This window comes from Marinobacter sp. UBA5687 (genome assembly GCF_002420325.1).
GTDB lineage: Bacteria > Pseudomonadota > Gammaproteobacteria > Pseudomonadales > Oleiphilaceae > Marinobacter > Marinobacter nauticus.
In genome coordinates this window covers 1-23815 of record NZ_DIHV01000110.1, presented here as the reverse complement: position 1 = coordinate 23815, position 23815 = coordinate 1, and the positions used below count along the sequence as shown (strand labels likewise).

The 23815-nt window shown below is 56.3% G+C and carries 25 protein-coding genes and 2 pseudogenes; 17 read left to right on the top strand and 10 right to left on the bottom strand.

Going from position 1 to position 23815, the window contains the following annotated elements; genetic code table 11:
- Positions 1–146: 146 nt before the first annotated feature.
- On the top strand, positions 147–755 hold the full coding sequence (locus tag B3Y70_RS11665; RefSeq protein WP_288589833.1) for a hypothetical protein: 609 nt from the start codon (positions 147–149) through the stop codon (positions 753–755).
- Positions 756–897: 142 nt separating this feature from the next.
- The gene (locus tag B3Y70_RS11660) at positions 898–1212 is read left to right on the top strand and encodes an MbcA/ParS/Xre antitoxin family protein (RefSeq protein ID WP_288589832.1); all 315 of its coding nucleotides are present in this window, start codon (positions 898–900) and stop codon (positions 1210–1212) included.
- A 259-nt stretch (positions 1213–1471) separates the two neighbouring features.
- On the opposite strand, the gene B3Y70_RS11655 is transcribed toward B3Y70_RS11660, so the two are convergent.
- On the bottom strand, positions 1472–2782 hold the full coding sequence (locus tag B3Y70_RS11655; RefSeq protein WP_153740621.1) for an MFS transporter: 1311 nt from the start codon (positions 2780–2782) through the stop codon (positions 1472–1474).
- A 150-nt stretch (positions 2783–2932) separates the two neighbouring features.
- Between B3Y70_RS11655 and dmeF the strand changes: the two genes are divergently transcribed.
- The gene (gene dmeF / locus B3Y70_RS11650) at positions 2933–3862 is read left to right on the top strand and encodes a CDF family Co(II)/Ni(II) efflux transporter DmeF (RefSeq protein WP_153740609.1); all 930 of its coding nucleotides are present in this window, start codon (positions 2933–2935) and stop codon (positions 3860–3862) included.
- A 31-nt stretch (positions 3863–3893) separates the two neighbouring features.
- Here dmeF and B3Y70_RS11645 read toward each other — a convergent pair whose 3' ends face one another.
- On the bottom strand, positions 3894–4172 hold the full coding sequence (locus B3Y70_RS11645) for a metal-sensing transcriptional repressor (protein ID WP_153740610.1): 279 nt from the start codon (positions 4170–4172) through the stop codon (positions 3894–3896).
- Positions 4173–4684: 512 nt separating this feature from the next.
- On the opposite strand from B3Y70_RS11645, the gene B3Y70_RS11640 reads away from it, so the two are divergent.
- Both B3Y70_RS11640 and B3Y70_RS11635 read left to right on the top strand, forming a co-directional pair.
- Complete coding sequence (locus B3Y70_RS11640; protein WP_248237236.1) at positions 4685–5419, top strand: HupE/UreJ family protein; 735 nt, start codon at positions 4685–4687, stop codon at positions 5417–5419.
- Positions 5420–5434: 15 nt separating this feature from the next.
- Positions 5435–6130 carry a hypothetical protein gene (locus B3Y70_RS11635; RefSeq protein ID WP_153740613.1) on the top strand — a complete coding sequence of 232 codons (696 nt, stop codon included), beginning with the start codon at positions 5435–5437 and terminating at the stop codon, positions 6128–6130.
- 409 nt (positions 6131–6539) lie between these two features.
- On the opposite strand, the gene merB is transcribed toward B3Y70_RS11635, so the two are convergent.
- Genes merB through merT form a run of 5 tightly spaced genes read right to left on the bottom strand, consistent with a single transcriptional unit; the run spans position 6540 to position 9500 of the window.
- Positions 6540–7175 (bottom strand): organomercurial lyase MerB, encoded by a 636-nt coding sequence (gene merB / locus B3Y70_RS11630; protein WP_008175605.1) that lies wholly within the window; start codon positions 7173–7175, stop codon positions 6540–6542.
- A gap of 13 nt (positions 7176–7188) precedes the next feature.
- Positions 7189–8592 (bottom strand): mercury(II) reductase, encoded by a 1404-nt coding sequence (merA, locus tag B3Y70_RS11625; protein ID WP_008175602.1) that lies wholly within the window; start codon positions 8590–8592, stop codon positions 7189–7191.
- Positions 8593–8597: 5 nt separating this feature from the next.
- Positions 8598–8837 carry a mercury resistance system transport protein MerF gene (gene merF / locus B3Y70_RS11620; RefSeq protein ID WP_008175600.1) on the bottom strand — a complete coding sequence of 80 codons (240 nt, stop codon included), beginning with the start codon at positions 8835–8837 and terminating at the stop codon, positions 8598–8600.
- A gap of 2 nt (positions 8838–8839) precedes the next feature.
- A complete protein-coding gene (gene merP / locus B3Y70_RS11615) occupies positions 8840–9136 on the bottom strand; it encodes a mercury resistance system periplasmic binding protein MerP (protein WP_008175598.1) in 297 nt (98 codons plus the stop codon).
- A 13-nt stretch (positions 9137–9149) separates the two neighbouring features.
- Positions 9150–9500, bottom strand: coding sequence for a mercuric ion transporter MerT (gene merT / locus B3Y70_RS11610; protein ID WP_008175596.1), 351 nt, complete (start codon positions 9498–9500; stop codon positions 9150–9152).
- Between the two features lie 74 nt (positions 9501–9574).
- Between merT and B3Y70_RS11605 the strand changes: the two genes are divergently transcribed.
- Entirely contained in the window at positions 9575–10000 is a 426-nt protein-coding gene (locus B3Y70_RS11605) for a MerR family transcriptional regulator (protein ID WP_008175593.1), read from the top strand.
- A 291-nt stretch (positions 10001–10291) separates the two neighbouring features.
- Here B3Y70_RS11605 and B3Y70_RS11600 read toward each other — a convergent pair whose 3' ends face one another.
- On the bottom strand, positions 10292–10543 hold the full coding sequence (locus B3Y70_RS11600) for a methyl-accepting chemotaxis protein (protein WP_069184683.1): 252 nt from the start codon (positions 10541–10543) through the stop codon (positions 10292–10294).
- Between the two features lie 745 nt (positions 10544–11288).
- On the opposite strand from B3Y70_RS11600, the gene B3Y70_RS11595 reads away from it, so the two are divergent.
- From B3Y70_RS11595 to B3Y70_RS11570, 6 genes are all read left to right on the top strand, one after another.
- Positions 11289–12281 carry a YeiH family protein gene (locus tag B3Y70_RS11595; protein ID WP_069184684.1) on the top strand — a complete coding sequence of 331 codons (993 nt, stop codon included), beginning with the start codon at positions 11289–11291 and terminating at the stop codon, positions 12279–12281.
- 746 nt (positions 12282–13027) lie between these two features.
- Entirely contained in the window at positions 13028–14485 is a 1458-nt protein-coding gene (locus B3Y70_RS11590; RefSeq protein ID WP_205632675.1) for a cytochrome D1 domain-containing protein, read from the top strand.
- A gap of 82 nt (positions 14486–14567) precedes the next feature.
- A complete protein-coding gene (locus B3Y70_RS11585) occupies positions 14568–15152 on the top strand; it encodes an RNA polymerase sigma factor (RefSeq protein ID WP_141697240.1) in 585 nt (194 codons plus the stop codon).
- Positions 15145–15990, top strand: a complete 846-nt coding sequence (locus B3Y70_RS11580; RefSeq protein WP_069184688.1) for an anti-sigma factor family protein — start codon at positions 15145–15147, stop codon at positions 15988–15990. The genes B3Y70_RS11585 and B3Y70_RS11580 overlap by 8 nt, the downstream gene beginning before the upstream one ends.
- A 114-nt stretch (positions 15991–16104) precedes the next feature.
- Positions 16105–17334: a sulfite oxidase gene (locus tag B3Y70_RS11575; protein WP_083231865.1), complete on the top strand. Its 1230-nt coding sequence runs from the start codon at positions 16105–16107 to the stop codon at positions 17332–17334.
- Between the two features lie 66 nt (positions 17335–17400).
- Positions 17401–17715: a c-type cytochrome gene (locus B3Y70_RS11570; protein WP_069184689.1), complete on the top strand. Its 315-nt coding sequence runs from the start codon at positions 17401–17403 to the stop codon at positions 17713–17715.
- A 55-nt stretch (positions 17716–17770) separates the two neighbouring features.
- Here B3Y70_RS11570 and B3Y70_RS11565 read toward each other — a convergent pair whose 3' ends face one another.
- Positions 17771–18148, bottom strand: a complete 378-nt coding sequence (locus B3Y70_RS11565) for a multicopper oxidase domain-containing protein (RefSeq protein ID WP_286895606.1) — start codon at positions 18146–18148, stop codon at positions 17771–17773.
- Between the two features lie 473 nt (positions 18149–18621).
- On the opposite strand from B3Y70_RS11565, the pseudogene B3Y70_RS11560 reads away from it, so the two are divergent.
- The 3 genes and pseudogenes from B3Y70_RS11560 to B3Y70_RS11550 all read left to right on the top strand — a co-directional run.
- Positions 18622–19404 (top strand): annotated as a pseudogene (locus tag B3Y70_RS11560) (radical SAM protein); the annotation flags it as partial.
- A 14-nt stretch (positions 19405–19418) separates the two neighbouring features.
- Complete coding sequence (locus tag B3Y70_RS11555) at positions 19419–19985, top strand: DUF1285 domain-containing protein (protein WP_011784961.1); 567 nt, start codon at positions 19419–19421, stop codon at positions 19983–19985.
- Between the two features lie 201 nt (positions 19986–20186).
- On the top strand, positions 20187–20648 hold the full coding sequence (locus B3Y70_RS11550; protein WP_011784960.1) for an FKBP-type peptidyl-prolyl cis-trans isomerase: 462 nt from the start codon (positions 20187–20189) through the stop codon (positions 20646–20648).
- Positions 20649–20769: 121 nt separating this feature from the next.
- Here B3Y70_RS11550 and B3Y70_RS11545 read toward each other — a convergent pair whose 3' ends face one another.
- Positions 20770–22422: an electron transfer flavoprotein-ubiquinone oxidoreductase gene (locus B3Y70_RS11545; RefSeq protein WP_011784959.1), complete on the bottom strand. Its 1653-nt coding sequence runs from the start codon at positions 22420–22422 to the stop codon at positions 20770–20772.
- Positions 22423–22740: 318 nt separating this feature from the next.
- Here B3Y70_RS11545 and B3Y70_RS11540 point away from each other — a divergent pair, with 318 nt between their 5' ends.
- Both B3Y70_RS11540 and B3Y70_RS11535 read left to right on the top strand, forming a co-directional pair.
- Entirely contained in the window at positions 22741–23490 is a 750-nt protein-coding gene (locus B3Y70_RS11540) for an electron transfer flavoprotein subunit beta/FixA family protein (protein ID WP_011784958.1), read from the top strand.
- Positions 23491–23815 (top strand): annotated as a pseudogene (locus B3Y70_RS11535) (electron transfer flavoprotein subunit alpha/FixB family protein); the annotation flags it as partial.

Below are 23815 nucleotides of genomic sequence, written 5' to 3'. Positions count from 1 at the left end.
TCATTTTAATTGGCCATTAACACCAGTTACAAGCATCTCTGGCCGGTCTTTATGGGCAGACTTTCGACGCTGAACTCTATTTCAAACGAATTTTCACTCGTGAACTGCATCTAAAGCGCCCGAACAATGAACAATTTGCCCGTGCTTTGATTGCCGAATACGGCATTTTAAGGAACCAGGGTGATTTAAACTGGCTGATAAATGTCTCAGCATCACAAAACGACCTCACAGCCCTAGTTAATGATTTTAAGTGGGTAGCGGATGCGTTTGCTCTGACACTTAGAGACCAGCACCAAATCGCAGCCTCATTTGATAGTGTTTTCCGGTTCAGAATGCTCTATAACCAAAAAACGTGTGTTGCGACTACTCTGATTCTGCTTGTTTTCTGGCAGAAGAAGAAAGAGCTTTTCAAAAGGATTTTATTGAGGCCTCATGATTTCACTCAATCACCCAAGTTGTTTGAAGTACTGCAAGGGTACTTTAAGGGCTTCGACGTCTCTCTTAAGACAGTAGCGGCGAAGCCTAGTGCTAATGGGGGGGAGGAGAACATCTCGATTCTTGATGCCATGCATGAGTTTGCATCACTCCTGCCACTCACCGGTACGCAATTATCTCGCAAGGTCAGCGCCAATGAGTTGCTTTTTGGTTTCTCCAACGCGCTGGCCTTAGATACACGAGATGGTCCAGGACCAGAAGCTTTAGGCACACAAAGACCTCTCGAATCATACTTTGATCAAATAATGATGGCTGGTTGACCGGCGATGTGAAGCTTGTCCGTGAAACAGGGATGTTTACAGTTAGCGCCTACCGGCCGCGATAGAAGCAACGTGGGACGACTTCCTTTTATGGATTGTTCGTCAGAGAATGGACTCCTGATACCCAGTCGGAGGGATCTGGATGACGGAAAAAAAATCCTACAGCTTAATTGATCTTGTGGCCCAGTGTGACCCCGACGCCCCGATTCCAGACACGCTTCGAGAGTGGGAGAGGATGGTGCCGGTTGGATTGGAACTGGTCATCACACGGCACGCAGTCGACGTTGTTTATCAGGCAATACGAACTTGGGAATCGCGGGAAAAAGCATTGGAATGGTTCCAGCGGAGGGTCCCAGCGCTGGAAGATGAAAGACCTTGCGACCTGCTGGGTACCATTGAGGGTTGTTGCCGGATAGCGTCAGTGCTTCAGAAAATTGAGCATGGTGATTTCAGCTGACCCTAATCCAGGATTTAGGTCAACTAAAGGCTGGAAAATCCAAAATGATACAGCTCTAAGCTGTAATCCTTGTCAAACGTGCCGTTGTAACGTCCATTTGCGACTAGGCCAGGCTTCTCGACTAAACAAAAGCGAACGTTCGCAGCATCCCAAATTTCTGGATTTAATTCCCCCGAGTTGCCTAAGAAACGCCCCTGCATTCCCCCCCCCATTCCAGAGGTGGCGGCCATTGAAGTTTTCTAAGCGGTGACTGCAAAACTCAATCTGGCCATTTGGGATGCAAGCTATCAATGACGTAGTTGTGACTGTGGACACTGGAGTTGAAATCACTTGCGATATGAGGGTGGTCACTTGGAAGATCGTCGTGGTGGTGCGAACGTTCTGACGGATCAACAGATGGCCATAACTTCACGGCAAGGATCAGCCCGCCGAGAGCAAACCCCAGAAGTATCAATAGAGTGATGGTCATTCCCGCAGAAGAGCCCAGCCAACCAGCTAATGGATACGCGATCAGCCATCCGGCATGCGATAAAGAGAACTGGGCAGCGAACAGAGCTGGCCTATCTTCAGCATGCGACGACCGCGTAAGGACCCTGCCTATGGGCGTTTGAACGGTGGAAAAACCAACGCCTAGCCATGCCCAAACGGGTAACAGCCATTCCAGAGAGCCTACCGGCAGCGCAAGAACCAACCCGGCAACCAGAATCCCACCTCCTGTGAGCATGACTTGCCGGTCCTGCCAGCGTTTCAATAAAGCTGGCAACGCCAATGCCGCCAACATGGAACCGCCACCAAACGCGGCAAAAGCCATAGCCGTATGCTGGTCGGTAAGGCCGAATTGTCCCTGCACCAGGACAACCGTATTCACGATCACCATGGCTCCCGCAAGACTGACAACTAGGTTCAGTGACATCACCCCGCGCAGGCGAGGAGTTGCCATGAAAATTCTGAATCCGGCCCGTGCGCGATCATAAACGCCGCGACGTTTTTCTGATTTGGCCCCGGAGGGCAAAGCAACGGACACCACCAGCAAGGCTGATGCGATAAAACCGATTACCGTGCCCGAGAACAATGCCTGCCAGCTGGTGGCAAGCAGAATCAACGCCGCGAGCGCAGGGCTGATGAGGTTTTCCAGATCGTAAGCCAATCGGGAAAGCGACAGCGCCTTGGTGTAATCGTCTTCATTTGGAAGAGTCTCCGGAATCGTAGACTGGAAGGTTGGTGTAAAGGCCGCCGAGGCGGACTGAAGGACCGCGATTAGCACGTACACTTCCCACACTTCGGTGACGAAAGGCAAAGCCAGCGCCGTCGCCGCTCGAATCACATCCAGAGAGACCAGCAGAGCACGACGGGGTATGTTCTCCGCCAGAGCTGATGCCAGGGGGGCTAGCAAGACATAAGCGACCATCTTGATAGCCATGGCGGTGCCGAGCACCTGTCCCGCCTCGTCTCCGGCCAGATCGAATGCCAGCAGACTCAAGGCCACCGTAGCCAGCCCCGTACCCAGCAATGCAACGACCTGGGCCAGAAACAAATGGCGATAGGTTCGGTGCTTCAGAATCTCAAGCATGGCTTCACCAGTGACAGCATAAGAAGCAGAAAGGTTGTGGTAGAAATCTGACTCCAGTAGCATTCCATGCTATCCCCCCAGGGGGGATAGGTCAAAAGTGAGATTTTGCCTACAGGTCTACCAACCATCAGTCTTGCCGGGAACACTGTTATGCACCATGAACGACTCGACCATTGGCAACATAATCACGTGTTTGGTCAGGATCAGAAGCGCTCTGGCGAAACCCGCACACTCATCGTGGTGGGCCTGACACTGGCGATGATGGTCTGGGAAATTCTGGCCGGAATCGTTTATGGCTCCATGGCGTTGCTGGCCGATGGCCTGCATATGGGGTCCCACGCAGTGGCTCTGGGCATTGCGGCCTTCGCCTACGCGTATGCCAGGAAAAACGCGGGCAACGACCGTTTCTCTTTCGGAACAGGAAAGGTCAACGCGCTGGGTGGCTTTACCGGTGCAATCCTGCTGGCTGCCTTTGCGCTCTACATGGTCATCGAGAGCGTGGGGCGTTTTATCCAGCCCGTCGCCATTTCTTTCGATGGGGCTATTTTTGTGGCCATAATTGGCCTGGTGGTCAACGGGGTGTCAGCTTGGATACTGGGGGATGCAGGCCATGATCATGGTCACAGTCACGGCCATGATCACGGTCACCACCATCATCACCATGACCACAACCGCCGGGCCGCTTACCTGCATGTACTTGCGGATGCGCTGACGTCAGTCCTTGCTATTGTTGCTCTTCTGGCGGGTAAATATGCCGGGTGGAACTGGATGGACCCGATGATGGGGATTATCGGTGCGATTCTGGTAACCCGTTGGTCCTGGCATCTGCTGAAAGACACCTCAAAGGTCCTCCTCGACGAGCAACATCAGGACATGGAGGAAGCTGTTAAACAGGCCGTCGAAGACGACGATGCCAAAGTCAGTGATCTGCATGTGTGGGCGATAGGCCCAAACATTCATGCGGCTATTGTCTCAGTGGTCTCGCATCAGCCCGAGTCGCCTACAGTCTATAAGGAGCGCATTCAGGCACACTGCCAGTCCCTGGTTCACGTGACGGTGGAGCCTCTCCGGTGTGATTAACGGGGAGAGCGCAGGTTGAAAAGCAATCAGGTCAGAGATACCGGGCAATTGCCTTGAATTCATCGACACGCCGCTGCTGGTCTGGCTCCAGCGGCCCGATAGCATCGTCGAGGCAATGCTCAATGTGGTCCTGTACTAGCACGCGTTTGGCCTGTTGAATGGCCTTTTCCACGGCGTGAAGTTGCTGGGCCAGTTCCAGGCAGGGTTTTCCCTGATCAATCATGCCAATCACGCTTTCCAGATGGCCGTTAGCCCGCTTAAGACGTTTGATAATGTTCGGGTGAGATTGATGCGTGTGATCATTTACCATGTTTAATTCCTATCCCCCATGGGGGGATGGTATCCTCTGTTTTCGTTGAAATCCAACCACAGACTCGACGCATTAGATTGATGATTTCGGCCATTCACCAGAGAAAACTGCTTCCGACGCTCGTCATGCTCTTGGCATTGGCGGGCCTGTCACTGTCGGTGATTGGCGAGTCATTCTCTCACGGTGTGGCCAACTTGGCAGGCGAGTGGGAATCGCAGTCTGACGGCCATCCAGCCAATCATGGTGCGCATGGACACACCCACGATTTTGACAAAGAGCCAGAGACATCATCAATGCATCATGATGCTGGCAATCATACCCACGAGACCGTGGACCACCTCAGGGTTCCGTTTGTTTCCCAAAGCCTGACCGTTCTCCGGCAGCCCGTACCCTTTGCCGGAGGTTCTCCCCGCAGTTTGCGTTATCGGCTTGAACGCCCTCCAAAAGCCTCCCTTTCCACTTGATTCTTGCCGCTTACGCGGCCCGAGAAAACAAATTCGATTGGAGTCTTTATGTTGTCAAGCTTGCCTGGCCGATGCCGTGGTGTGTCCTCAACGGGCACAGGCAATCGTCTACTCTGGATATTTCTAACTTTGGGCTTGCTGGGTCTGAGTACCGATGTACTCGCTCATGCCGTCGCCCAGGGCGACAAGGGGTACATCCAGGAAATTACCGGGATAAACCTTATTTCGTTCATCTATCTGGGGGCCAAACACATGGTCACCGGATATGACCACCTGCTGTTCCTGCTGGGTGTCATTTTCTTCCTCTACCAGATGAAGCACATCGCGATCTACGTGAGCCTGTTTGCCTTGGGGCATTCCACCACGATGCTGCTGGGGGTTTACTTCAACGTGGGCATCAATAGTTACATCATTGATGCGATTATCGGTCTGTCCATCGTCTACAAGGCACTGGACAACATCGGTGCCTATCAGCGGTGGTTTGGTTTCCAGCCCAACACCAAAGCCGCCACGTTGATTTTCGGGTTCTTCCATGGCTTTGGTCTGTCCACCAAGATCATCGAATACGACATCTCACAGGACGGCCTGATTCCGAACCTCCTCGCCTTCAATGTGGGCGTGGAAATCGGACAATTGATCGCCCTGGCCATGATCCTGATTGTCATCAGCTTCTGGCGAAAAACCGACGGATTTTTCCGCCATGCCTACACCGCCAACGTGGCCATGATGAGTGCAGGTTTTCTGCTCTTTGCCTATCAGCTCACCGGTTACTTCGTCGCCTGATTCTGGAGATTTTTTATGTACAACACCGATATTCCCAACCGTGAAGAACTGCCCAGCACTGCCAAGCTGGTTCGATCAACCATCATTGCGGCAATTGTGGCGTTGGTTCTGCTTGTAACCGTGGTCATGCCCGCCGAGTATGCCCTGGACCCAACCGGCGCAGGTCGCCTTTTGGGCCTGACTGAAATGGGCGAAATCAAGGAGCAGCTCGCCGAAGAGGCTGCTGCTGACGAGGCTGCTCAGATGGTTGCTGTTCAATCCTCAACTGAGCGAGAGGCCCCGGAAGTCAAAGAGCCTGTCGTGGCTGAAGCCGTTGAGGAGCCAGCTCCCTCACCTGAAGCAGAGGTTGCACCTGCCGAGCCAGAACCTGCGCCTGCACCAGAAGTTGTGGAACCGCAGTGGCAGGATGAAGTGCGCGTGGTTCTCACACCGGGAGAAGGCACAGAGTTCAAACTTACTATGGAGGAAGGCGCTACAGCCCGATTCTCCTGGGTATCAGAGGGTGGCCCGATCAACTTCGATACCCATGGTGATGGAAGTGGTCAGTCAATTTCCTACGAAAAAGGCCGGGGCGTGCCTGAAGACGAGGGCGAGTTGGAAGCAGCCTTTACCGGCAATCACGGCTGGTTCTTCAGAAATCGGAACGACAACGACATCACTCTGGTACTGCGTACTGGAGGAGACTACGGTCAGTTGAAGAAAATGTTGTGATTAACCATTAGATAAACGTAGCAACATCCAGCCCCGCGTGCTCACGGGGCTGGATGTCTTTTCAGCAGCTAAATGGTGCTTGGGGACTCATCCGCAGGGTTAACTTCCAAGCTTGTACCGAGCGCCGTGGGAGGCTAGGAATGTGGTCGCAATAAGGTGCGTCTGAATGTTCGCTTTGCGACCAGAAGCACCTAAACAGAAGCGAACATTCGATGCACGTCGATCGCCAGTGTAATGGGTGCATGTCCGGTTGTTCGGGTGAGGCACCACAGGAATACACCAATCGCATGTCCAGATAATTCCTGATTTGATGCACAGACAGGGTGCAGCGACGGAACGCTTTGGAAATGACATGGCCTAGCTCCTGGGTGCTGACCTACGTTCAAGATTGGTATCGAACATTCAGGTATTAAAGGTCATGTTGGTAACGCCTTGCTCTGTCGAGCATAAGGTGCGCAATCCGCTGTCCCAGTTCGAAACCTTCCTGCACAGTCACCAGCTGCGCGCTTGGTTTATCTCGCCCCCAGGCCTCCCCGGCCTGTCGAGAGGCAAAGAAAAGGACATCGCAACAAAACGCACTTCGAATGTCTCCCGATGCGGCCACCGACACTAAAGAGACGACCGCGTCCTCCGGCTCAAGCGAAACCACTCTCTGTGGCGTAATCGTCATGTTGATCGGGTTGTTCGTCTGCGGGCAACGCGATTGCACCTGCGCCCGTTCGCCAATAACGGTTGGAAACATCAAGGCATCCAGTGCACACCAGGTGTAAAGGGGCCGATCGTTGATGACAAATGCATGCGGGGTTTCTCGCAGTGTGATGCCGGAGCCGATCAGCCGTCCCTGGCCGTCGTACTCGATGGTCCCGCAGGGCAGTTTTTCCAGCACCAACTCTGCCTCATCAGTCGTCCAGTTGAGCGACTTCGCGAGCCGCTCAACAGTGACCGGTTGTCCCAGGGCAAGCTCGCGCAACAGCGTCACATGAAGCGCGGCTTCCCTTTCGCCGGTCAGACCCAGCCGTTCCACGATCTCATCCATGTTATACATTGGCGGCACCGTCTTATCCCGCACAGCACGACAATTGCTTCACGTCCTTGGTGAAGGTTTGGGCACAGAGCTTGAGCCCCTCCACCATGGTCAGGTACGGGAACAGCTCATCGGCAATGTCGTTCACGGTCATACGCGCACGCAGCGCCATGACGGCCGTCTGGATCAGCTCACCGGCTTCGCCCGCGACGGACTGGACACCCAGCAATCGTCCGCTGCCACGCTCAGCGACCATCTTGATGAAGCCCCCGGTATCGAAGTTAACCAGGGCCCGGGGCACGTTATCGAGGGTCAGGGTGCGGCTGTCGGTGTCGTATCCCTGAGCCTGGGCCTCCGCCTCGGACAGACCGACGGTGGCCACTTGTGGATCGGTAAAGATCACCTCGGGCATGGCGCTGAGGTCGAGGCTGGCGTCACCGCCGGTCATGTTAATGGCGGCCCGACTACCACCGGCGGCAGCCACGTAGACGAACTGGGGTTGATCGGTGCAGTCCCCGGCTGCATAAATGCCGGACGCGGTCGTTTGCAGGTGGTTGTCGATCCGGATCGCGCCGCGCTCGGTAGCCACGCCGACGGCCTCCAGGTTCAGGTTCTCGGTATTGGGTGTGCGGCCACTGGCCACCAGCAGTTGCTCCGCCTCCAGGGTGCCGGCGTTGGTTTGGAGGGTGAACACCCGGCCATTGTGGGTAATCTCACTGGCCTGGGTCTGCTTGAGCACCTCGATGCCCTCGCGACGGAAGGCCGCTTCCACGGCTTCACCCACCGCCGGGTCTTCCTGAGACAGCACCCGGCTGCGGGCCAGAATGGTGACCCGACTGCCAAGGCGGGCAAAGGCCTGAGCCAGCTCGATGGCCACCACCGAGGCACCAATCACAACGAGGCGCTCGGGAATGTGATCCAGCTCCAGCGCACTGGTGGACGTGAGATAGGGCGTCTCGGATAGCCCCGGAACAGGCGGTTCGGCGGGCCGGGCACCGGTGCCGATAAAGGCCCGGTCGAAGTGCACCGTCTGCTCGCCGCCGTCGTTGAGCGTAACCGTCAGTGTGCGCTCGTCCACGAACCGCGCCTCGCCCTTGAGGACGGTAATCGCGGCATTGTCATTGAGAATGCTCTGGTACTTGGACTCGCGCAGCTCCTCCACCCGGGCCTGTTGCTGAGCCAGAAGGGCTGAACGATCCACCACCGGTGCCTGGGCACTCAGTCCGTCGTCAAACGGGCTTTCCCGGCGAAGGTGGGCGATATGCGCCGACCGGATCATGATTTTGGACGGTACGCAACCAATGTTGACGCAGGTTCCGCCGATGGTGCCGCGCTCAATCAGCGTCACCCGGGCACCGCGCTCCGTCGCTTTCAGGGCCGCAGCCATGGCACTGCCACCGCTGCCAATCACCGCAATGTGCAGGTTGTTGTCACTCATAAACGTTACTCCTTGGTTGAAGGGCTGTCGCAGCAGGCGTCGTGTTTCTTTTTACGCCAGACGGCATAGCAGGTCAGGCCAATAAAAAAGACCAGTGCGGGCAAAAGCACGTAGTCGAGATAGCCGGTGAGGGCTGCCAGGCCTAAGGTTCCCAGCAAAACCACCAGTATTGGGGTAAAGCAGCACAGGGCGACCAGCACCGTGCCGATGACGCTCACCCGCAACAGGGTTTTGGGGTTTGCCATGGTTACTCCTGTTTTGCCTGAGATTGTTTCAGCGTGGACGGATAGCCGGCGTTGGTGGTGGCTTGCGTCAGTGCCTCAACGGTCGTTTTCTCGTCGTCGAAGGTGACCGTCGCATCGCGTTCTTCATAACGAACATCCACAGAGGTCACGCCCTCCACCCGGTTGAGAGCGGCCTTGACGGTGATCGGGCAGGCCGAACAGGTCATGCCAGGGACTGACAGGGTGACGGTTTGTGGTGCTGCCAGGGCCGGCAGGCTAACGAACAGGAATAACGCTGTGGCGATCAGTGATTTTTTCATGGTGCTATGCCTCTCAGTAAAATAGGGGTAAAACATAAGGGAACGCCAGCGCAGTCAGAATGAGCAGCGCGACAATCCAGAAAACAACCTTGTAGGTTGTGCGTACTTGCGGCACCGCGCAAACATCGCCCGGCTGGCAATCCTGTGCAGGCCGGTATATCCGGCGCCAGGCAAACACCATGGCCACCAGTGCCGCACCGATGAACCAGGGCCGATAGGGTTCCAGGGCGGCCAGATTGCCGATCCAGGCGCCTGAAACTCCTAACGCGATTAAAACCAGGGGACCAAGACAGCAGGCGGATGCCAGGACGGCGGCAACGCCCCCTGCGATCAGCGAACCGCGACCGGATTTGGGCTCAGACATTACGTTGGCTCCTTTCATGAGATGGATGACTGAGATAAGGTTACTCCCGTAGTCAGCTACGGAATCAACCCCCTATGTCCAAGAAACCACGTTCAATGACCATTGGCGCCCTGGCCAAGGCCGCCAATATTGGAGTGGAAACCATCCGCTATTACCAGCGCCGGGGACTGGTGGCAGAGCCTGACAAACCCTATGGAAGCATCCGCCATTACGACGATCAGGCGTTGGCGCGTCTTCAGTTCATTCGAACGGCCCAATGGTTGGGCTTCAGCCTGGATGAAATCGGAGGACTGCTAACACTGCAAGACGGCACCCATTGCGATGAAGCACGGGTACTGGGCGGACAGAAGCTCGCCAAGGTGCGTGAGAAAATTTCAAGTCTGCGGCGTATCGAGCGAACGCTGGAGGGGCTGGTGCAGGCATGTTGCACTGAGCAGGGTGACGTGAAGTGCCCGCTCATTACGTCTCTTTATAAGGGCGTAGAGGAAAACACGTCGTGAGCTTATCTACGAGAGCCAACTTCTCTGCCGGGGTCGGTTATGGCAACCAGCAAGGGGGCCGATCCGGTCGGCATCATACGTCGCCGCTTATCCCCGAGCCTACGCCAAATCTAAACGTTCGCTTTGCGACCAGGGCTTACTCTAGACCCAGCTAAACAAAAGCGAACATTAAAGATAGACGAATACGCAACAATCATTGGTATCGCTGGAGGAAGTTTTGCTCTCGTCAATCAGAACGTATATTCAAAAGCGGCTCCAGACCTTGAACTTTCCTGCATGGTTCTTGAGATCTCAGCGAAAACCTTTAAATGAATTGCGGATGCCGTCGACAATGTTTGTTGTCGCCTCGACTACTCCATGGATCTCGGCTTCAGCAGTCAATGCCAATTCTTCAGTAGATCTCTGATTGCGCTGGGCCGGGGTTCGAACCTCATCGGCAATGACGGAAAAGCCTCGGCGCTGCTCGCCAGCGCGGAGTGCTTCGATGGAGGCATTAAGGACAAGAAGGTTTGTCTGCTCGGCTATGATCGGACTCCACCCCATTCAATGACACTCGGTGGAAAGTGCAACGACGTTTATAGCTCCATCATAAGACACATCGTTTGTCCTCAAGGAACCACTTAACGCGTCTGGATAATACACCTCTGAAACTTTGATGGCCCAACGCGCTACTTCAAGAGTTCGAACGAGGCTCTCGCGGGTCTGATTAAAACGCGGCAGGGATTCCGGCACGAGCTGCTAGCGATTTCTTGCTTGCTGGCCAACCGTCGCAACATAAAGTCCTTAACCGTTACTCAATGCAGAACGTGTGTCCCAGACCCGCAGAAAGTCTCGATCAAAAACTCGGCCCTGATGTCCAGGCTGAACCAGCCCCAGAAGTTGCTGTTTAGCGCTCCAGAACCAGTGCAACCACGATGCCGGCCAGTAAATCGCCTCGGATGTTGGAAAGCCAGTCGGCTTTGAGTTTGTTAACCATAGTTGAGTTTCCAGTGCACTCGTCAAAACAGGAAGGGTGTCAGCGGGTTCTCTTTATCAACGAAAAGGCAGGTTACGAACACAACTTGCGGTGACAACGAGAGTAAAACGCGGGAAAACGGGTCGGAATTGCCCACCGACAGCGGGCGCGGAGCTTATCAAACTACAGGTTAAAAGGTAAGGCGCACGAGACAATAGCAGCGGATTAAACACCACTAATCTACATATTCGATTTATATCTCCTTTTTTATTCATTTTACAGATAACAATTTAAGGCATAACGTAATTCCATTAGATAATAAAGGAAAGCGTTATGTACAAAGGTCTTGGGTTATGTGTTCTATTCACCATCGGTGGTTTTTTGCTCACCGCGCTGACAGGCGACCGCGTCAGCCCGCTGGTGTTTGCTCTGGTGCTGGGGGTCATCGTCGGGAATCTTCCCATGCCATGGAAAAGCCAATCCGTTGAGGCCGGACTGAAATTTTCGACCCGCTGGCTGTTGCGCACAGGCATTGTGCTGTTCGGATTTTCCGTCACCATGCAGCAGGTCTTTGCGTTGGGGCCGCGCATTGTGGTTCTGGATCTGTTGGTCATTGTCACTGTTTTGTTTGTTGGCTACCAACTGGGCACCCGCTGGTTCAAGCTGGACCCGGAGACTGCCCTGCTGACCAGTGCGGGAAGCGCCATATGCGGGGCGGCGGCCATTCTGGCAACGGAAGCCACGATTCGGGCGCGGCCTGCCACTACGTCCATGGCAGTGGCAACGGTTGTATTGTTCGGTAGCCTGGCCATGGTGGTGGAGCCCGTGTTGTTTTCGATGATCGGCTGGGATCAGGGCCTGTATGGCATTTACATCGGTGCCACCGTGCACGAGGTCGCTCAAGTGGTTGCGGCCGGCAATGCAATTGGCCCAGAGGCGCTGGCGAACGCGGTTGTCGTCAAGCTGGTACGCGTGATGCTGTTGGTACCGTTCCTGCTGCTGGTGGGCAGATGGTGGCTCAATCGCCACGCAACCAGACAGGATGGCACCCAATCCGTCGGTAAACTGACCGTTCCCTGGTTCGCGTTCGGTTTTGTGGCGGTGGCGCTGTTTAACAGCGTTGTCACGCTGCCGGAAGCCTTGCACGAAAGCCTGACGCTGACGGGCCAGATCGCACTTACCATGGCTATGGCAGCGCTGGGTTATGAAACGCGCATGTCGAAGCTTCGCGCCCTGGGGATCAAGCCTTTTGCTCTGGCACTGATGTTGTTTGTACTGCTGATCGGTGGCGGGCTTGCGGTGACTCCGATGATTGCACTGGCCTGAAATGCTGGACGCAATCGCCCGGGGTGGGTATTACGACGCTCTGTTAAAAAATCGCTCAAGCCGGGTTGTCAGAAACTGAATGGTGTGGCCGCTGTGTCGCCAGAAATGCCAATACAGCGGAACACTCAGGGCCTGATTTTCTGCAATCATGCCGTAACCCACTCCGGCCAGTGCAAACTGGACAAATCCCTGCGAGGACGGGCACAGGTGATAGCGAAAACCGCCGTGATACCCAAAGCTGTCCATGAACCGATGCTGTAACTGGTCGTTTGGGCCGTAAACGATGGCGGGTGCGCGGCTCAGCGAGTCCAGGCTGATACCGTCTGCGAAGAAGTGGTCCCGAAACTCCGGCGAAGGCCCACGTCCTGATCCTCAATCACCAGATCCATCAGCACATCTTCCTGACTGAACCTAATGTAAATGATTCAACAGTTTCTGGCCCGTCGGGGTTGGCCGTTGTAGCCTTTTTCAATGTGATTCGTGGCAGCCTGGTGGCTTTTTTGCAGGTGCCAGCACTGCGTCCGTGATTTGGTTCGGTGCCATGATGGCTGCCATCGCACTGCATCTTGCCCGTAACGGTCTGCAGGGGCCCATGATCTGAACAGGTTCCAAACCTACGTCGGGAATAAATTCCGGCCCGGCAACGCCCTTGGCCCCTGAGTTCTTATCCGACCGGCTCGATCTTGGCATCGCGTTGCCACAGCATGGAGGCGGTCGGCTTTCATTCAGCGTTCGGGGCTTTCAGCATGCATCCAACCATCGGCCAATACGTTCTATCCTTCATCGCTGTTGCCGGAACGGCAATCGGTATCAGCTTGTCTGCCAATGCGGCTGAATCCACCCGCTTCGAGCGCGGGGCCAAGGTTTACAGCCAGCAGTGTGCGGCCTGCCATCAGGCACAGGGCCAGGGCATACCGGGCTCGTTTCCGCCCCAGAAAAACCACACCGCTGAACTGTACAACGCCACCGACGGCATTGGTGGCCGCCAGTATCTTGGCCACGTGCTGCAATACGGTTTGACGGGGTCCATCGAAGTGGGGGGCACGGCGTACAACGGCAACATGCCCGCCTGGGGCGGTGCCCTCACGAACCAGCAGATCGCGGATGTGCTGAACTACGTGTTGACAGCCTTTGGTAACGAGCAGCGTCTTGCGGGAGAGTTTCAGCCCTACACCGCTGAGGAGATCAAGGCGATTGCGGGCCAGAACCTGTCCGGCAAGGACGTGTACCAGTTGCGACAGGCGGTGCTGGGTCAGTCAGTAGCGCCATCCCGGGAAGGTCCAACCGCCCGGTCGGCCCCAGAGCTGAGCCTGGAGAACGCCATCCGCGATCCGCTTTATGTGGCCGTCCAGAACAGCGGTATTGTAAGAGCCTTACCGTCAAAACAGGCCTGGCCTGGCGTGGCAGGGGCGCACTACGATGCTCTGAGCCCGGATGGCTCTCGCCTGATGGTGTCTGGTTTTAAAACCGGTAATGTCTATGTTCTGGATACGGCCAATGGCGACGTCATGGCCAGTGTGGCGATAGGCGAGGTGGCCCAGGGCGTCAAGATCTCACCGGATGGCCGCTATGGCCTTGCGGTTGCGCCGACCCAGGGCGACGTTGCAGTGATCGACATGAACACCCTCGAACTGGTGAAGAAAATTCCGGTGGGCAAGGTACCCCACAATCTCATCTACAGCGCCGACGGCAAATTTGCCTACGTCACTTTGCAGGGCGAAGGCGCTCTGGCAGTCGTGAACATGCAAACCCTGGAAAAACAGCATCAGATTCCGACGCCGGGGCTTGAGACGCCTCACAACGTTGACATCAGCGCCAACGGCCAACGGCTGTGGCTGCGCGACTTTACGGGCAACGTGGGCGTGATGGACCTGGCCAGTGAAACCATGCTGAAAACCTTCAAGGTGGGCAGTGGGCATGGCGGCATCGACGTGGTGCCCGGCGGGAAATACATCGCGACCGGGGCGATTTCCGCGTCCGCCGTGACCCTGATCGACCCCGAAAGCCTGGAAATTGTCAAGAACGTCGATGTGGGCGTCGGCCCCCATGGCGTTCGCGCCAGCCGTGACGGCCGGTTCATATACGCCTCTGTCACGGCGGATAACCAGATTGCCGTGATTGACAGCCAATCCTTGAAGGTCGTTCGCCGGCAACCCGTGGACGGCAAGTTCCCGTTCTGGATTGCGGTTCCCGGCAACCCGTAAAAAAATGTGGCGACAGGGAATAAACTGAACACAGGCGACGTCTTTGGTTAACAAGTCCACCGATTCCAAACGGGCACACAAAATGCGCAGCACCGGAAGCAAGCAGCAGTTTGACACCCTAGTACGCCCCTGGCGTTACCGGCTGTACGGTGTTGCGCAACGCCAGTCCGCCTCGACTGAAATAGCGGAAGACTATACTCAGGAAACCCTGCTTCGGGCCTGGCGGGATTTTGGCCAGTTGGACGACCAGGTAGCAATCTATGCCTGGCTGCTCAGAATTCTCAACCGTGTGGTTGCCGATGGCTACCGCCGGGACAATCGGCGGCGGCAACTGGCCCCGGTACTCACAACCGAAGACGCCGTGCTGAGCGAACACCCCTGCGCCGCTCCCGGCCCGTTCGAGCAGGCACTGAAACATCAGACCGATGCGCAGGTGATGGCCGCCGTTCGCGACCTGCCGGACAACTTCCGGCAGGTGGTTCTGTTGAGGGACTTTGAAGATCTGAGCTATCAGGACATTGCGCAGATTCTGGACCTGGCGCCAGGCACGGTGATGAGCCGCCTGTCACGAGGCCGTCGCCTGCTGGCCGAGCGATTGATCAAGGTGGCATCCGACAATCCGGCTGCCAGTGACAACACGCACACAAGGGTGACCCCCCATGAGTGATAAGCCCTCTATCACCCCCTCTTCGGAATCCCATCAGTGGTCTGACCTGCACCACCAGATTCAGGACTGGCTGGCGGGCTATGCCGATGGCGAGCTGGATGAGCATCACATCACTCTGGTTGAAGCTCACCTTGCTGGCTGTGAGGCCTGCCGACACGATGCCGAACGCCAGCGGATGCTTTCTGAACGACTACAAGAGATACCCGCGCCCAGATTGTCCCCCGCATTTGCCAAGCGCCTCGACGATACCCTTGCCAGCGTCCAGACCAGCGACAGGCGCCCGGTCGGTCAGAAGCCTCTGGAAGGCCTGAAACACTGGTTGACCCGCCTGAGCCCATCGGCTGTCATCGGAGGCGGCGGCTGGGCGGTGGCCATGGTGCTGGCGGCGATGCTTCTGGTACCCAGCCTGACGCCCGAAGATCCCAATCAGATGGCGGTGGCCAGTCAGATTCCCATGGTCAACGACGTGCTGGCCGATTATCAGCGGGTGGTGGGCAACGATCTGCGCACGCCGTCTGACGACGCCGACCTGTCGCCGCCCATGCAGTGGGCCAATGGCCGCGTTCTGGCCCGTTGGACAACCAGAGTAGGTGGCGAGCCCGCCGAGGCCTACGCCGTGCGGCTGGGCAACAGCCTGATCGTTCAGTACCAAATATCGGAGCGCGTGTTTTTCCGGAATCCGGACGTGCGACAGGCCGTGGCCCGTGCCGGTGATTTTCGAACCCGTGACAACGAGCTGGAAGTTATTGGGTTGCCGATGCGGGCATCGGGCTTACTGGTTGTGGCGCCATCGGGCAATGTGCCACCCATCGACAAGTCAGCGATGAGTGCTTCCTGAACCGACCTCGGTGGTTATTTTCTAATCAATCCCTACACTTAACTCATGCATTCGCAATCAGCCCAACAACAAAACCGGAACCAGTCCGGAGTGATCAACAATGAGGGAAATACCATGTCGATCAATGATTCGCCCGCCATTGCCTCCCAGTCTCCGGCAGAGTCAATCCAAATGAGCCGTCGGCGCCTTTTATTGGGCTCCGCCGGTGCCATGGCGTCCGTCAGTCTGCTGGGGCTCAGCCCGCTGGCCAAAGCCGCAGAGCCCAAAACGCTGCCGGACTACGTTCGCTGGAAAAACGCCAATGACGTCATCGTTCACAGTGCCAACACCATCGAAACCGAACGGGGAGCGATTGGCAGTGGTGTGGTCACTGACAGTGACAAATTGTACGTGCGCAACAATCTGCCAGCCCCGAATGCCGATATCGTTGCTGACCGCGATGCCTGGAAAGTGACTTTTGAAGGCGTGAATGGCCCCCAGTCCCTGACCCTTGGCGACCTTAAAAAAATCGGCGTGGAAACTGTGACCACGGTGCTTCAGTGTTCAGGAAACGGGCGGGCCTACTATCAGCACGGGCCGGGGGGCACCCAGTGGGGCACAGGTGCGGCCGGTTGCCTGATCTGGACCGGTGTGCCATTACGGGAGGTTGTCGCAAAACTGGGCGGCGTGAAACCCGGGATGAATTACATCACCAGCACGGGCGGCGAGAGCCTGCCTGCCGGGCTGGACCCGAAAACCATTATGGTGGAACGGTCCATTCCCCTGAAGGCTCTGGATCAGGCCCTGCTGGCCTGGGACATGAATGATGAGCCCATGCCCCTGGCCCACGGCGGCCCTTTGCGCATGGTTGTGCCCGGCTATTTCGGGGTCAACAACGTGAAATACGTGGATCGGGTGGCGTTCACCGAGGGCCAGTCGGACGCCAAGATTCAGGCCTCCGGCTATCGCATTCGTCCCATTGGCGAGAAAGGAGCACCCGATCAGCCGTCCATGTGGGAGATGCCGGTCAAATCCTGGGTTACCGCCCCCCTGACCACCGCCAGCCAGGGCAAAAACCTGGTGTACGGCGTTGCCTTCGGCGGCATGAATGCTGTCAGCAAGGTGGAGGTGTCAGCCGACGGTGGCGAAACCTGGAAGACCGCCCGCTTCCTTGGGCCCGACATGGGGCGTTATGCCTGGCGGCCGTTTGTGGTGTCGATGGATCTGAGCGCCGGCGATCACCGGATTGTCAGCCGCGCAACCGACACCGAGGGCAATACCCAGCCGCCCACACGCACGGAAAACGAGCGCGGATACGGCAACACCAGTTGGAAAGACCATGGCGTGACCGTCACCGTTTCATAAATGCATGAACCTTGTGGCGGTTCGCCCGCCGGGCCGCCCGTTTCTTTGACCGAACCAGGATTTTCCATGTCACTACGTACACTGTTATTCGCTGTACTTGTCTCTGCGTCTGCCACCGTGATGGCGGATGAACAACTCGAACTGGGCAAGAAGGTGTTCACCGAGCAGGCTCAACCCTCCTGCACCATCTGTCACGCACTGAACGATGCAGGATCGGTTGGCGAAATTGGCCCCAATCTGGACGAGCTCAAACCCTCTGCGGAGCAGGTCCGCAATGCGGTAAAGAGTGGCGTGGGGATCATGCCAGCGTTCGGTGATTCGCTGTCGGAGCAACAGATCGAGGCCGTTGCTCACTACGTTGAATCCGTAACCGGGAAATAAACGCAGGAGGGACCGCCGTGCCGGTCCCGGAGTTCACCCAACCCTGCTGAGTTGCCTAGACCTTGTGCACCTCGTAATAGCGCATCATGCCATTGTCCTCGTGCTCCATATTGTGACAATGGTAAGGATAGAGTCCCGGGAAGTCGGTGAAGGTCAGCGCAATCCGGACCCTCTCTCCGGGCAGCACCAGCACGGTGTCGTGCAGCCCTGAATCCACGATGTCGGCCGCCAACTGCCCGGCAGCTAGTGCATCGGCGTAGCGTCGGCTTAGCACCCTGAACTGCAATCCACGGACATGCATGGGATTCGGTATCATGGTGTTGTTGAAGAACTCACAAACCTCGCTTTCGCCCAACAAAACAACTTCGCCATCGGCCACCGTCGCACCTTCAAACTGACGACCTTTGATGGTAAAGCCTTGCATCAATTTCATGCCAAGCCGGAACAATCGGGGGGGCTGTGATCGTGTCCGGGCGTGGCAGGTCGGCCAGTTCATTGCTCAGCCGTTCAGGGTGTGTGGATATTTACCCCATGTCAAAGCCTAAGTTTGGGATTTGACATTTCCTTGATAAATCCTTCAACAAACCTTGACCCACCATCCAGTCTGGACTTCCCCCACTAAACACGACAACCCCGAGCCTCAAACGGAGGCAAATTGGGCGGCATTGAAGGCCATTCCGAATGTTCGCTTTGCGACCGTAGCTTACCGTCAGATCGGCGATCAAGTGATCCGTCAGGCCAATCGCTGCTTGCTATGAAAGGTTAAATTGCTCAAGCTGGATTAAATGGGTTTTTCGACGCACAGAGTAAGTTTTAGTACTCGTGATTGGTATAGATACTAAAGGTTTAAATCAGTTCTCAGACGATCTTCCACCGAAATGGGATAGTTTTTATAGGTCTAGTGAGCAGATGTATACCCAGCCCCAGAAGAAATTCCGGGCTCGAAAGCCCGAAGACATCAGGGCAGACATCGAGAAAGCAGCCGCGGCATTTGGCGACGTCCGCCGGGTTTTCCTGGCCGATGGAGACGCCATGGTGCTGCCCACCCGGCGCCTGCTGGAAATAATCGCTGATTTGAAGCGAGGCTTTCCCGGCCTGGAACGCGTTTCCAGCTACTGCCTGCCACGAAACCTGGCAAAAAAATCGGTTGAAGAGTTGGCCCAACTCCGGGAAGCCGGCCTGAAAATCCTTTATGTGGGCATGGAATCCGGCGACGACGAGATTCTTCGGCGCGTTAACAAAGGTGAAACCTGGGAATCCACCCGGTCGGCCCTGGTGAAGATCCGGGAAGCGGGCCTGGTGAGCTCGGTGATGGTGCTCAATGGTCTGGGCGGTGAAACTCTTTCACGGCAGCATGCCATTAACACTGCCACACTGTGCAATGAAACCCAGCCCGATTACCTGTCTACCCTGGTGGTCAGCTTCCCGCAGGGTGAAGAGCGATTCCGCGAGGGTTTCGGGGCGGATTTCGTACCCCTGGGCCAGCAGGCCCTGTTCGAGGAAATCCGTGTGTTCCTGGAGCACCTGGAACTGGACAACACCATTTTCCGAAGCGATCACGCCTCCAATTACCTTGTGCTCAAAGGTACGCTGGGCCGCGATAAAGACCGCCTGCTGCAGCAGGTAAACATGGCCATTACCCAGCCTGGCGCTGTGCCTCTGCGGGCAGAATGGATGCGTGGGCTCTGATCAGGGAGAAAAACATGAACCGGACACCCGATGACATTGCCAAATCCCTCGAAGATGCCGGCAAGAGCAGGGATCTGCCACCGCTGGATAAATGGCACCCCGAACTTTCCGGCAATATGGATCTGGTGATCACCCGCGACGGCCAGTGGGTCTTCAAAGGTGAGCCCATCGCCCGGGAGGCCACGGTAAAGCTGTTCTCTACCATTCTCAGGCGGGAAAGCGACGGCGAGTACTACCTGGTTACGCCGGTCGAGAAATGGCGTATCCGGGTTGAGGACGCACCACTGCTGGCCCATGGCCTGGAAGTGAAAGGCGAGGGCGCGGAGCAGGTTATTACCCTGGCCACCAACATGGGCGAAACCCTGGAGATTGGCGAGCAACACCGATTACATGTTGGCTCTTACCCTGAGACTGGCGAACCTCGGCCAGTTATTCAGGTACGCCACGGTGTTGAAGCCCGGCTGGTTACCTCGGCGTTCTATAACCTCGCCGAGCTGGCCGAGGAAACCGAAGCGGCGGGAAAAACCGTGTACGGGGTGTTTAGTCACGGAAAATTCTGGGAAATCGGGCAGGGCGGTTGAAAAGCGCCTGACCACCCCAATGAATAAGGTAGAAAACGCAGTCTGTCACTTGTTAAACTGTGGTTTCTTACTTGTTATCGAGCCTGGCTCTCTAACGAGGCCCGGTGGTCGTTAGTCCCTCTGTGCAGTCTGGCTGTTCACGATCACTTTCGATTGCCTACAATCTAAATACACAGTCATTGCGACACGCAAGGAGATCACATGGCCCAACCTCGTGTTGTCACCATCCATTACACGCTCACTAACGACCAGGGAGAGCAACTCGATTCCTCCCGCGTAGAAGGCCGTGAGCCCCTGGCATACCTGGAAGGTGCACAGAACATCATCGGCGGACTGGAAAGTGCGCTGACCGAGAAGAACGCTGGCGACCAGGTTAAAGTTTCCGTAGAGCCAGCTGAAGGCTACGGTGAAGTAAACGAAGAGCTCATCCAGCCGGTTCCGCGCTCTGCTTTCGAGGGCGTAGACACCATCGAGCCAGGCATGCAGTTCCAGGCACAGACTCCGGGCGGCCCCCAGGTCGTTCGCGTAGTAGAAGTTGGCGACGAAACCGTTACCATCGATGCCAACCACCCGCTGGCGGGCCAGACCCTGCACTTCGACGTTGAAGTGGTAGAAACCCGCGAAGCAACCGACGAAGAGCAAGAGCACGGCCACGTGCACTGATATGCCTTCTGATGGTTGATCAGAAAACGGCACCTTCGGGGGCCGTTTTTTATGGCCGGAATAATCTGCGAGCATAAAAAAACCGGGGCAAGCCCCGGTTTTCTGAAACAGTGATCGTGGATCACATGTTCGGGTAGTTCGGACCACCGCCGCCTTCCGGCGTTACCCAGGTGATGTTCTGGGCAGGATCCTTGATGTCACAGGTCTTGCAGTGAACACAGTTCTGGGCATTGATCTGGAACTTCTTGCCGCTACCGTCGTCTTTCTCGACCACTTCGTATACGCCAGCCGGGCAGTAACGCTGCGCTGGCTCGTCGTACTTCGGCAGGTTCTCTTTCAGCGGAATTTCCGGGTCGGTCAGCTTCAGGTGAACCGGCTGATCTTCCTCATGGTTGGTGTTGGAAATGAACACCGAGGACAGGCGGTCAAACGTCAGCTTGTTATCCGGCTTCGGATAGTCGATCTTCTTGCACTCAGACGCCGGCTTCAGGGTGGCGTAATCTGGAGTGGTGTCGTGGAAGGTGATCGGCAGGCTGCTGCGCAGAATGTTTTGCTCGAAGAAGGCAATCGCGCCGCCGACGATATTGCCGAACTTGTGCATGGCCGGGCCAAAGTTACGCTCGGCGTAAAGCTCCTTGTACAGCCAGCTGTCTTCGAAACGCTTCTGGAAGCTGGTGATTTCCTCACCGGATTTACCTTCCTTCAGGGCCTCGAATACGGCTTCAGCGCCCAACAGGCCGGATTTCATGGCGGTGTGGGAGCCTTTGATCTTGGAGCTGTTCAGGGTGCCGGCATCACAACCCAGCAGCAGGCCGCCCGGGAAGCTCATCTTAGGCAGGGCATTGTAGCCACCCTTGGCGATAGCACGGGCGCCGTAGGCAACACGCTTGCCGCCTTCCAGATACTTCTTGATTTCCGGGTGGTACTTGAGACGCTGGAACTCCTCGAACGGGCTGAGGTGCGGGTTGCTGTAGGAAAGATCGGTGATCAGACCAACATAAACCTGACCGTTTTCCAGGTGATACAGGAAAGAGCCGCCGGTGGAGCCAGATTCGTTCAACGGCCAGCCGGTGGTGTGAACAACCAGACCTGGCTCGTGTTTGGCCGGGTCGATGTCCCACAGCTCTTTGATGCCGATGCCGTAGTGCTGCGGATCCTTGCCTTCGTCCAGCTTGAAGTCGTTGATCAGGCGCTTGCCCAGATGGCCGCGACAGCCTTCAGTAAACAGGGTGTACTTGGCGCGCAGTTCCATGCCCGGCATATAGCCGTCTTTCTCGGAACCGTCACGGGCAACACCCATATCGCCGGTGATAATGCCTTTTACCTGACCATCTTCAACGATGGTTTCAGAGGCGGCAAAGCCCGGATACACTTCAACGCCCAGCTGTTCGGCCTGCTCAGCCAGCCAGCGGCACAGGTTGCCCAGGCTGATGATGTAGTTGCCGTGGTTGTGCATGTTCTTGGGCACAAAGGCATTGGGTACTTTGGTGGCTTTTTCCTGATTCTTCAGCAGGAAAATGTCGTCCCGGGTAACCGGGGTATTCAGGGGGGCGCCTTTCTCTTTCCAGTCCGGGAAGAGTTCGTTCAGGGCCGTGGGCTCGAATACGGTGCCGGCGAGGATGTGCGCGCCGATCTCAGAACCTTTTTCAACCACACAAACGGTCAGTTCTTCGCCGGCTTCCTGCGCCAGTTGCATGACGCGGCAGGCTGCCGACAGGCCCGCAGGGCCGCCGCCGACGATCAGAACATCAAATTCCATCGATTCGCGTTCCACGTTGGTCTCCTCAAACAGCTTTTAATGGATATTGTTTGCCCGCAGGCCTCATCAGGGGCGCCATCATACCGGTAAAAATGCGTATAGACGACAGCCCGAAACCGCTCAAAACGGCTATTTGTCCCGAAAGGATAACGCATTTGAAGAATCAAACAAACGTTTGTTTGAAATCTGCACTAACCTTTGGCATTGTACGTATACACCGAAATATAGTGTGTTTTGAGTCGATTTTTAGTATCGTCTCATTGTCAGGTCGGGTCAACCCGGTCCTTTGACTGTGAAGACTCATTAAACCCATCGTAGAAGAACGAGGAATCTATGAAGGTTCTGGTCGCTGTAAAACGAGTTATCGACTACAACGTGAAGGTGCGCGTCAAGCCGGACAACACCGGCGTTGATCTCGCCAACGTCAAGATGGCAATGAACCCGTTCTGCGAAATCGCAGTTGAAGAAGCGGTTCGTCTGAAAGAGAAGGGCGTTGCCAGTGAAATCGTTGTTGTATCCATTGGCCCGAAGGCTTCTCAGGAGCAGATCCGTACTGCCCTGGCTCTGGGTGCTGACCGTGGTATCCACATCGAGACTGACGAAGAAGTTCAGTCCCTCGAAGCGGCCAAGCTGCTCAAGGCTGTTGTTGAGAAAGAAGAGCCCAAGCTGGTTATTCTTGGCAAGCAGTCCATCGATTCCGACAACAACCAGACTGGCCAGATGCTGGCTGCTCTGACTGGTATGGGCCAGGGCACCTTCGCCTCTGAAGTGGTTGTTGACGGTGACAAGGTTAACGTAACCCGCGAAGTAGACGGCGGTCTGATGACAGTTGCTCTGAACCTGCCGGCGGTTGTTACCACAGACCTGCGTCTGAATGAGCCGCGCTACGCTTCTCTGCCAAACATCATGAAAGCCAAGAAGAAGCCGCTGGACTCCATGTCTCCGGCTGACCTGGGCGTTGACGTTGCCGCTCGCCTGTCCACCCTGAAAGTCGAAGCCCCGGCTGCACGCCAGGCTGGTATCAAGGTGGCTGACGTAGCTGAGCTGGTGGATAAACTGAAGAACGAAGCGAAGGTGATCTAAATGAGCATCCTGGTAATTGCTGAACACGACAACAGCAGCCTGAAACAGGCTACTCTGAACGTTGTAGCGGCTGCCAAGGCCATCGGTGGCGACATCGACGTGCTGGTTGCCGGTGAGAACGTAGGCGCCGTCGCTGAAGCCGCTGCCAAGGCGGAAGGCGTGAACAAGGTGCTGGTTGCCGACAACGCCGCTTACGGTCACTTCCTGGCAGAAAACCTGTCTGAGCTGGTTGCTGAAGTAGGCAAGGGCTACAGCCACATCCTGACCTCTGCCGGCACCACTGGTAAAGACTTCATGCCGCGTGTTGCTGCGCTGCTGGACGTTG

Excerpts from the sequence above, each read along its gene's own strand:
- dmeF (WP_153740609.1), top strand. The coding sequence starts at position 2,933 with ATGCACCATGAACGACTCGACCATTGGCAACATAATCACGTGTTTGGT.
- B3Y70_RS11575 (WP_083231865.1), top strand. The coding sequence starts at position 16,105 with ATGTCGATCAATGATTCGCCCGCCATTGCCTCCCAGTCTCCGGCAGAG.
- merP (WP_008175598.1), bottom strand. The coding sequence starts at position 9,136 with ATGAAAAAATCACTGATCGCCACAGCGTTATTCCTGTTCGTTAGCCTG.
- B3Y70_RS11590 (WP_205632675.1), top strand. The coding sequence starts at position 13,028 with ATGCATCCAACCATCGGCCAATACGTTCTATCCTTCATCGCTGTTGCC.
- B3Y70_RS11635 (WP_153740613.1), top strand. The coding sequence starts at position 5,435 with ATGTACAACACCGATATTCCCAACCGTGAAGAACTGCCCAGCACTGCC.
- B3Y70_RS11655 (WP_153740621.1), bottom strand. The coding sequence starts at position 2,782 with ATGCTTGAGATTCTGAAGCACCGAACCTATCGCCATTTGTTTCTGGCC.
- merT (WP_008175596.1), bottom strand. The coding sequence starts at position 9,500 with ATGTCTGAGCCCAAATCCGGTCGCGGTTCGCTGATCGCAGGGGGCGTT.
- B3Y70_RS11585 (WP_141697240.1), top strand. The coding sequence starts at position 14,568 with ATGCGCAGCACCGGAAGCAAGCAGCAGTTTGACACCCTAGTACGCCCC.
- B3Y70_RS11555 (WP_011784961.1), top strand. The coding sequence starts at position 19,419 with ATGAACCGGACACCCGATGACATTGCCAAATCCCTCGAAGATGCCGGC.
- B3Y70_RS11605 (WP_008175593.1), top strand. The coding sequence starts at position 9,575 with ATGTCCAAGAAACCACGTTCAATGACCATTGGCGCCCTGGCCAAGGCC.
- B3Y70_RS11580 (WP_069184688.1), top strand. The coding sequence starts at position 15,145 with ATGAGTGATAAGCCCTCTATCACCCCCTCTTCGGAATCCCATCAGTGG.
- B3Y70_RS11645 (WP_153740610.1), bottom strand. The coding sequence starts at position 4,172 with ATGGTAAATGATCACACGCATCAATCTCACCCGAACATTATCAAACGT.
- B3Y70_RS11550 (WP_011784960.1), top strand. The coding sequence starts at position 20,187 with ATGGCCCAACCTCGTGTTGTCACCATCCATTACACGCTCACTAACGAC.
- B3Y70_RS11640 (WP_248237236.1), top strand. The coding sequence starts at position 4,685 with ATGTTGTCAAGCTTGCCTGGCCGATGCCGTGGTGTGTCCTCAACGGGC.
- B3Y70_RS11600 (WP_069184683.1), bottom strand. The coding sequence starts at position 10,543 with ATGGGGTGGAGTCCGATCATAGCCGAGCAGACAAACCTTCTTGTCCTT.
- B3Y70_RS11660 (WP_288589832.1), top strand. The coding sequence starts at position 898 with ATGACGGAAAAAAAATCCTACAGCTTAATTGATCTTGTGGCCCAGTGT.
- B3Y70_RS11595 (WP_069184684.1), top strand. The coding sequence starts at position 11,289 with ATGTACAAAGGTCTTGGGTTATGTGTTCTATTCACCATCGGTGGTTTT.
- B3Y70_RS11565 (WP_286895606.1), bottom strand. The coding sequence starts at position 18,148 with ATGAAATTGATGCAAGGCTTTACCATCAAAGGTCGTCAGTTTGAAGGT.
- B3Y70_RS11540 (WP_011784958.1), top strand. The coding sequence starts at position 22,741 with ATGAAGGTTCTGGTCGCTGTAAAACGAGTTATCGACTACAACGTGAAG.
- B3Y70_RS11570 (WP_069184689.1), top strand. The coding sequence starts at position 17,401 with ATGTCACTACGTACACTGTTATTCGCTGTACTTGTCTCTGCGTCTGCC.
- merB (WP_008175605.1), bottom strand. The coding sequence starts at position 7,175 with ATGTATAACATGGATGAGATCGTGGAACGGCTGGGTCTGACCGGCGAA.
- merF (WP_008175600.1), bottom strand. The coding sequence starts at position 8,837 with ATGGCAAACCCCAAAACCCTGTTGCGGGTGAGCGTCATCGGCACGGTG.
- merA (WP_008175602.1), bottom strand. The coding sequence starts at position 8,592 with ATGAGTGACAACAACCTGCACATTGCGGTGATTGGCAGCGGTGGCAGT.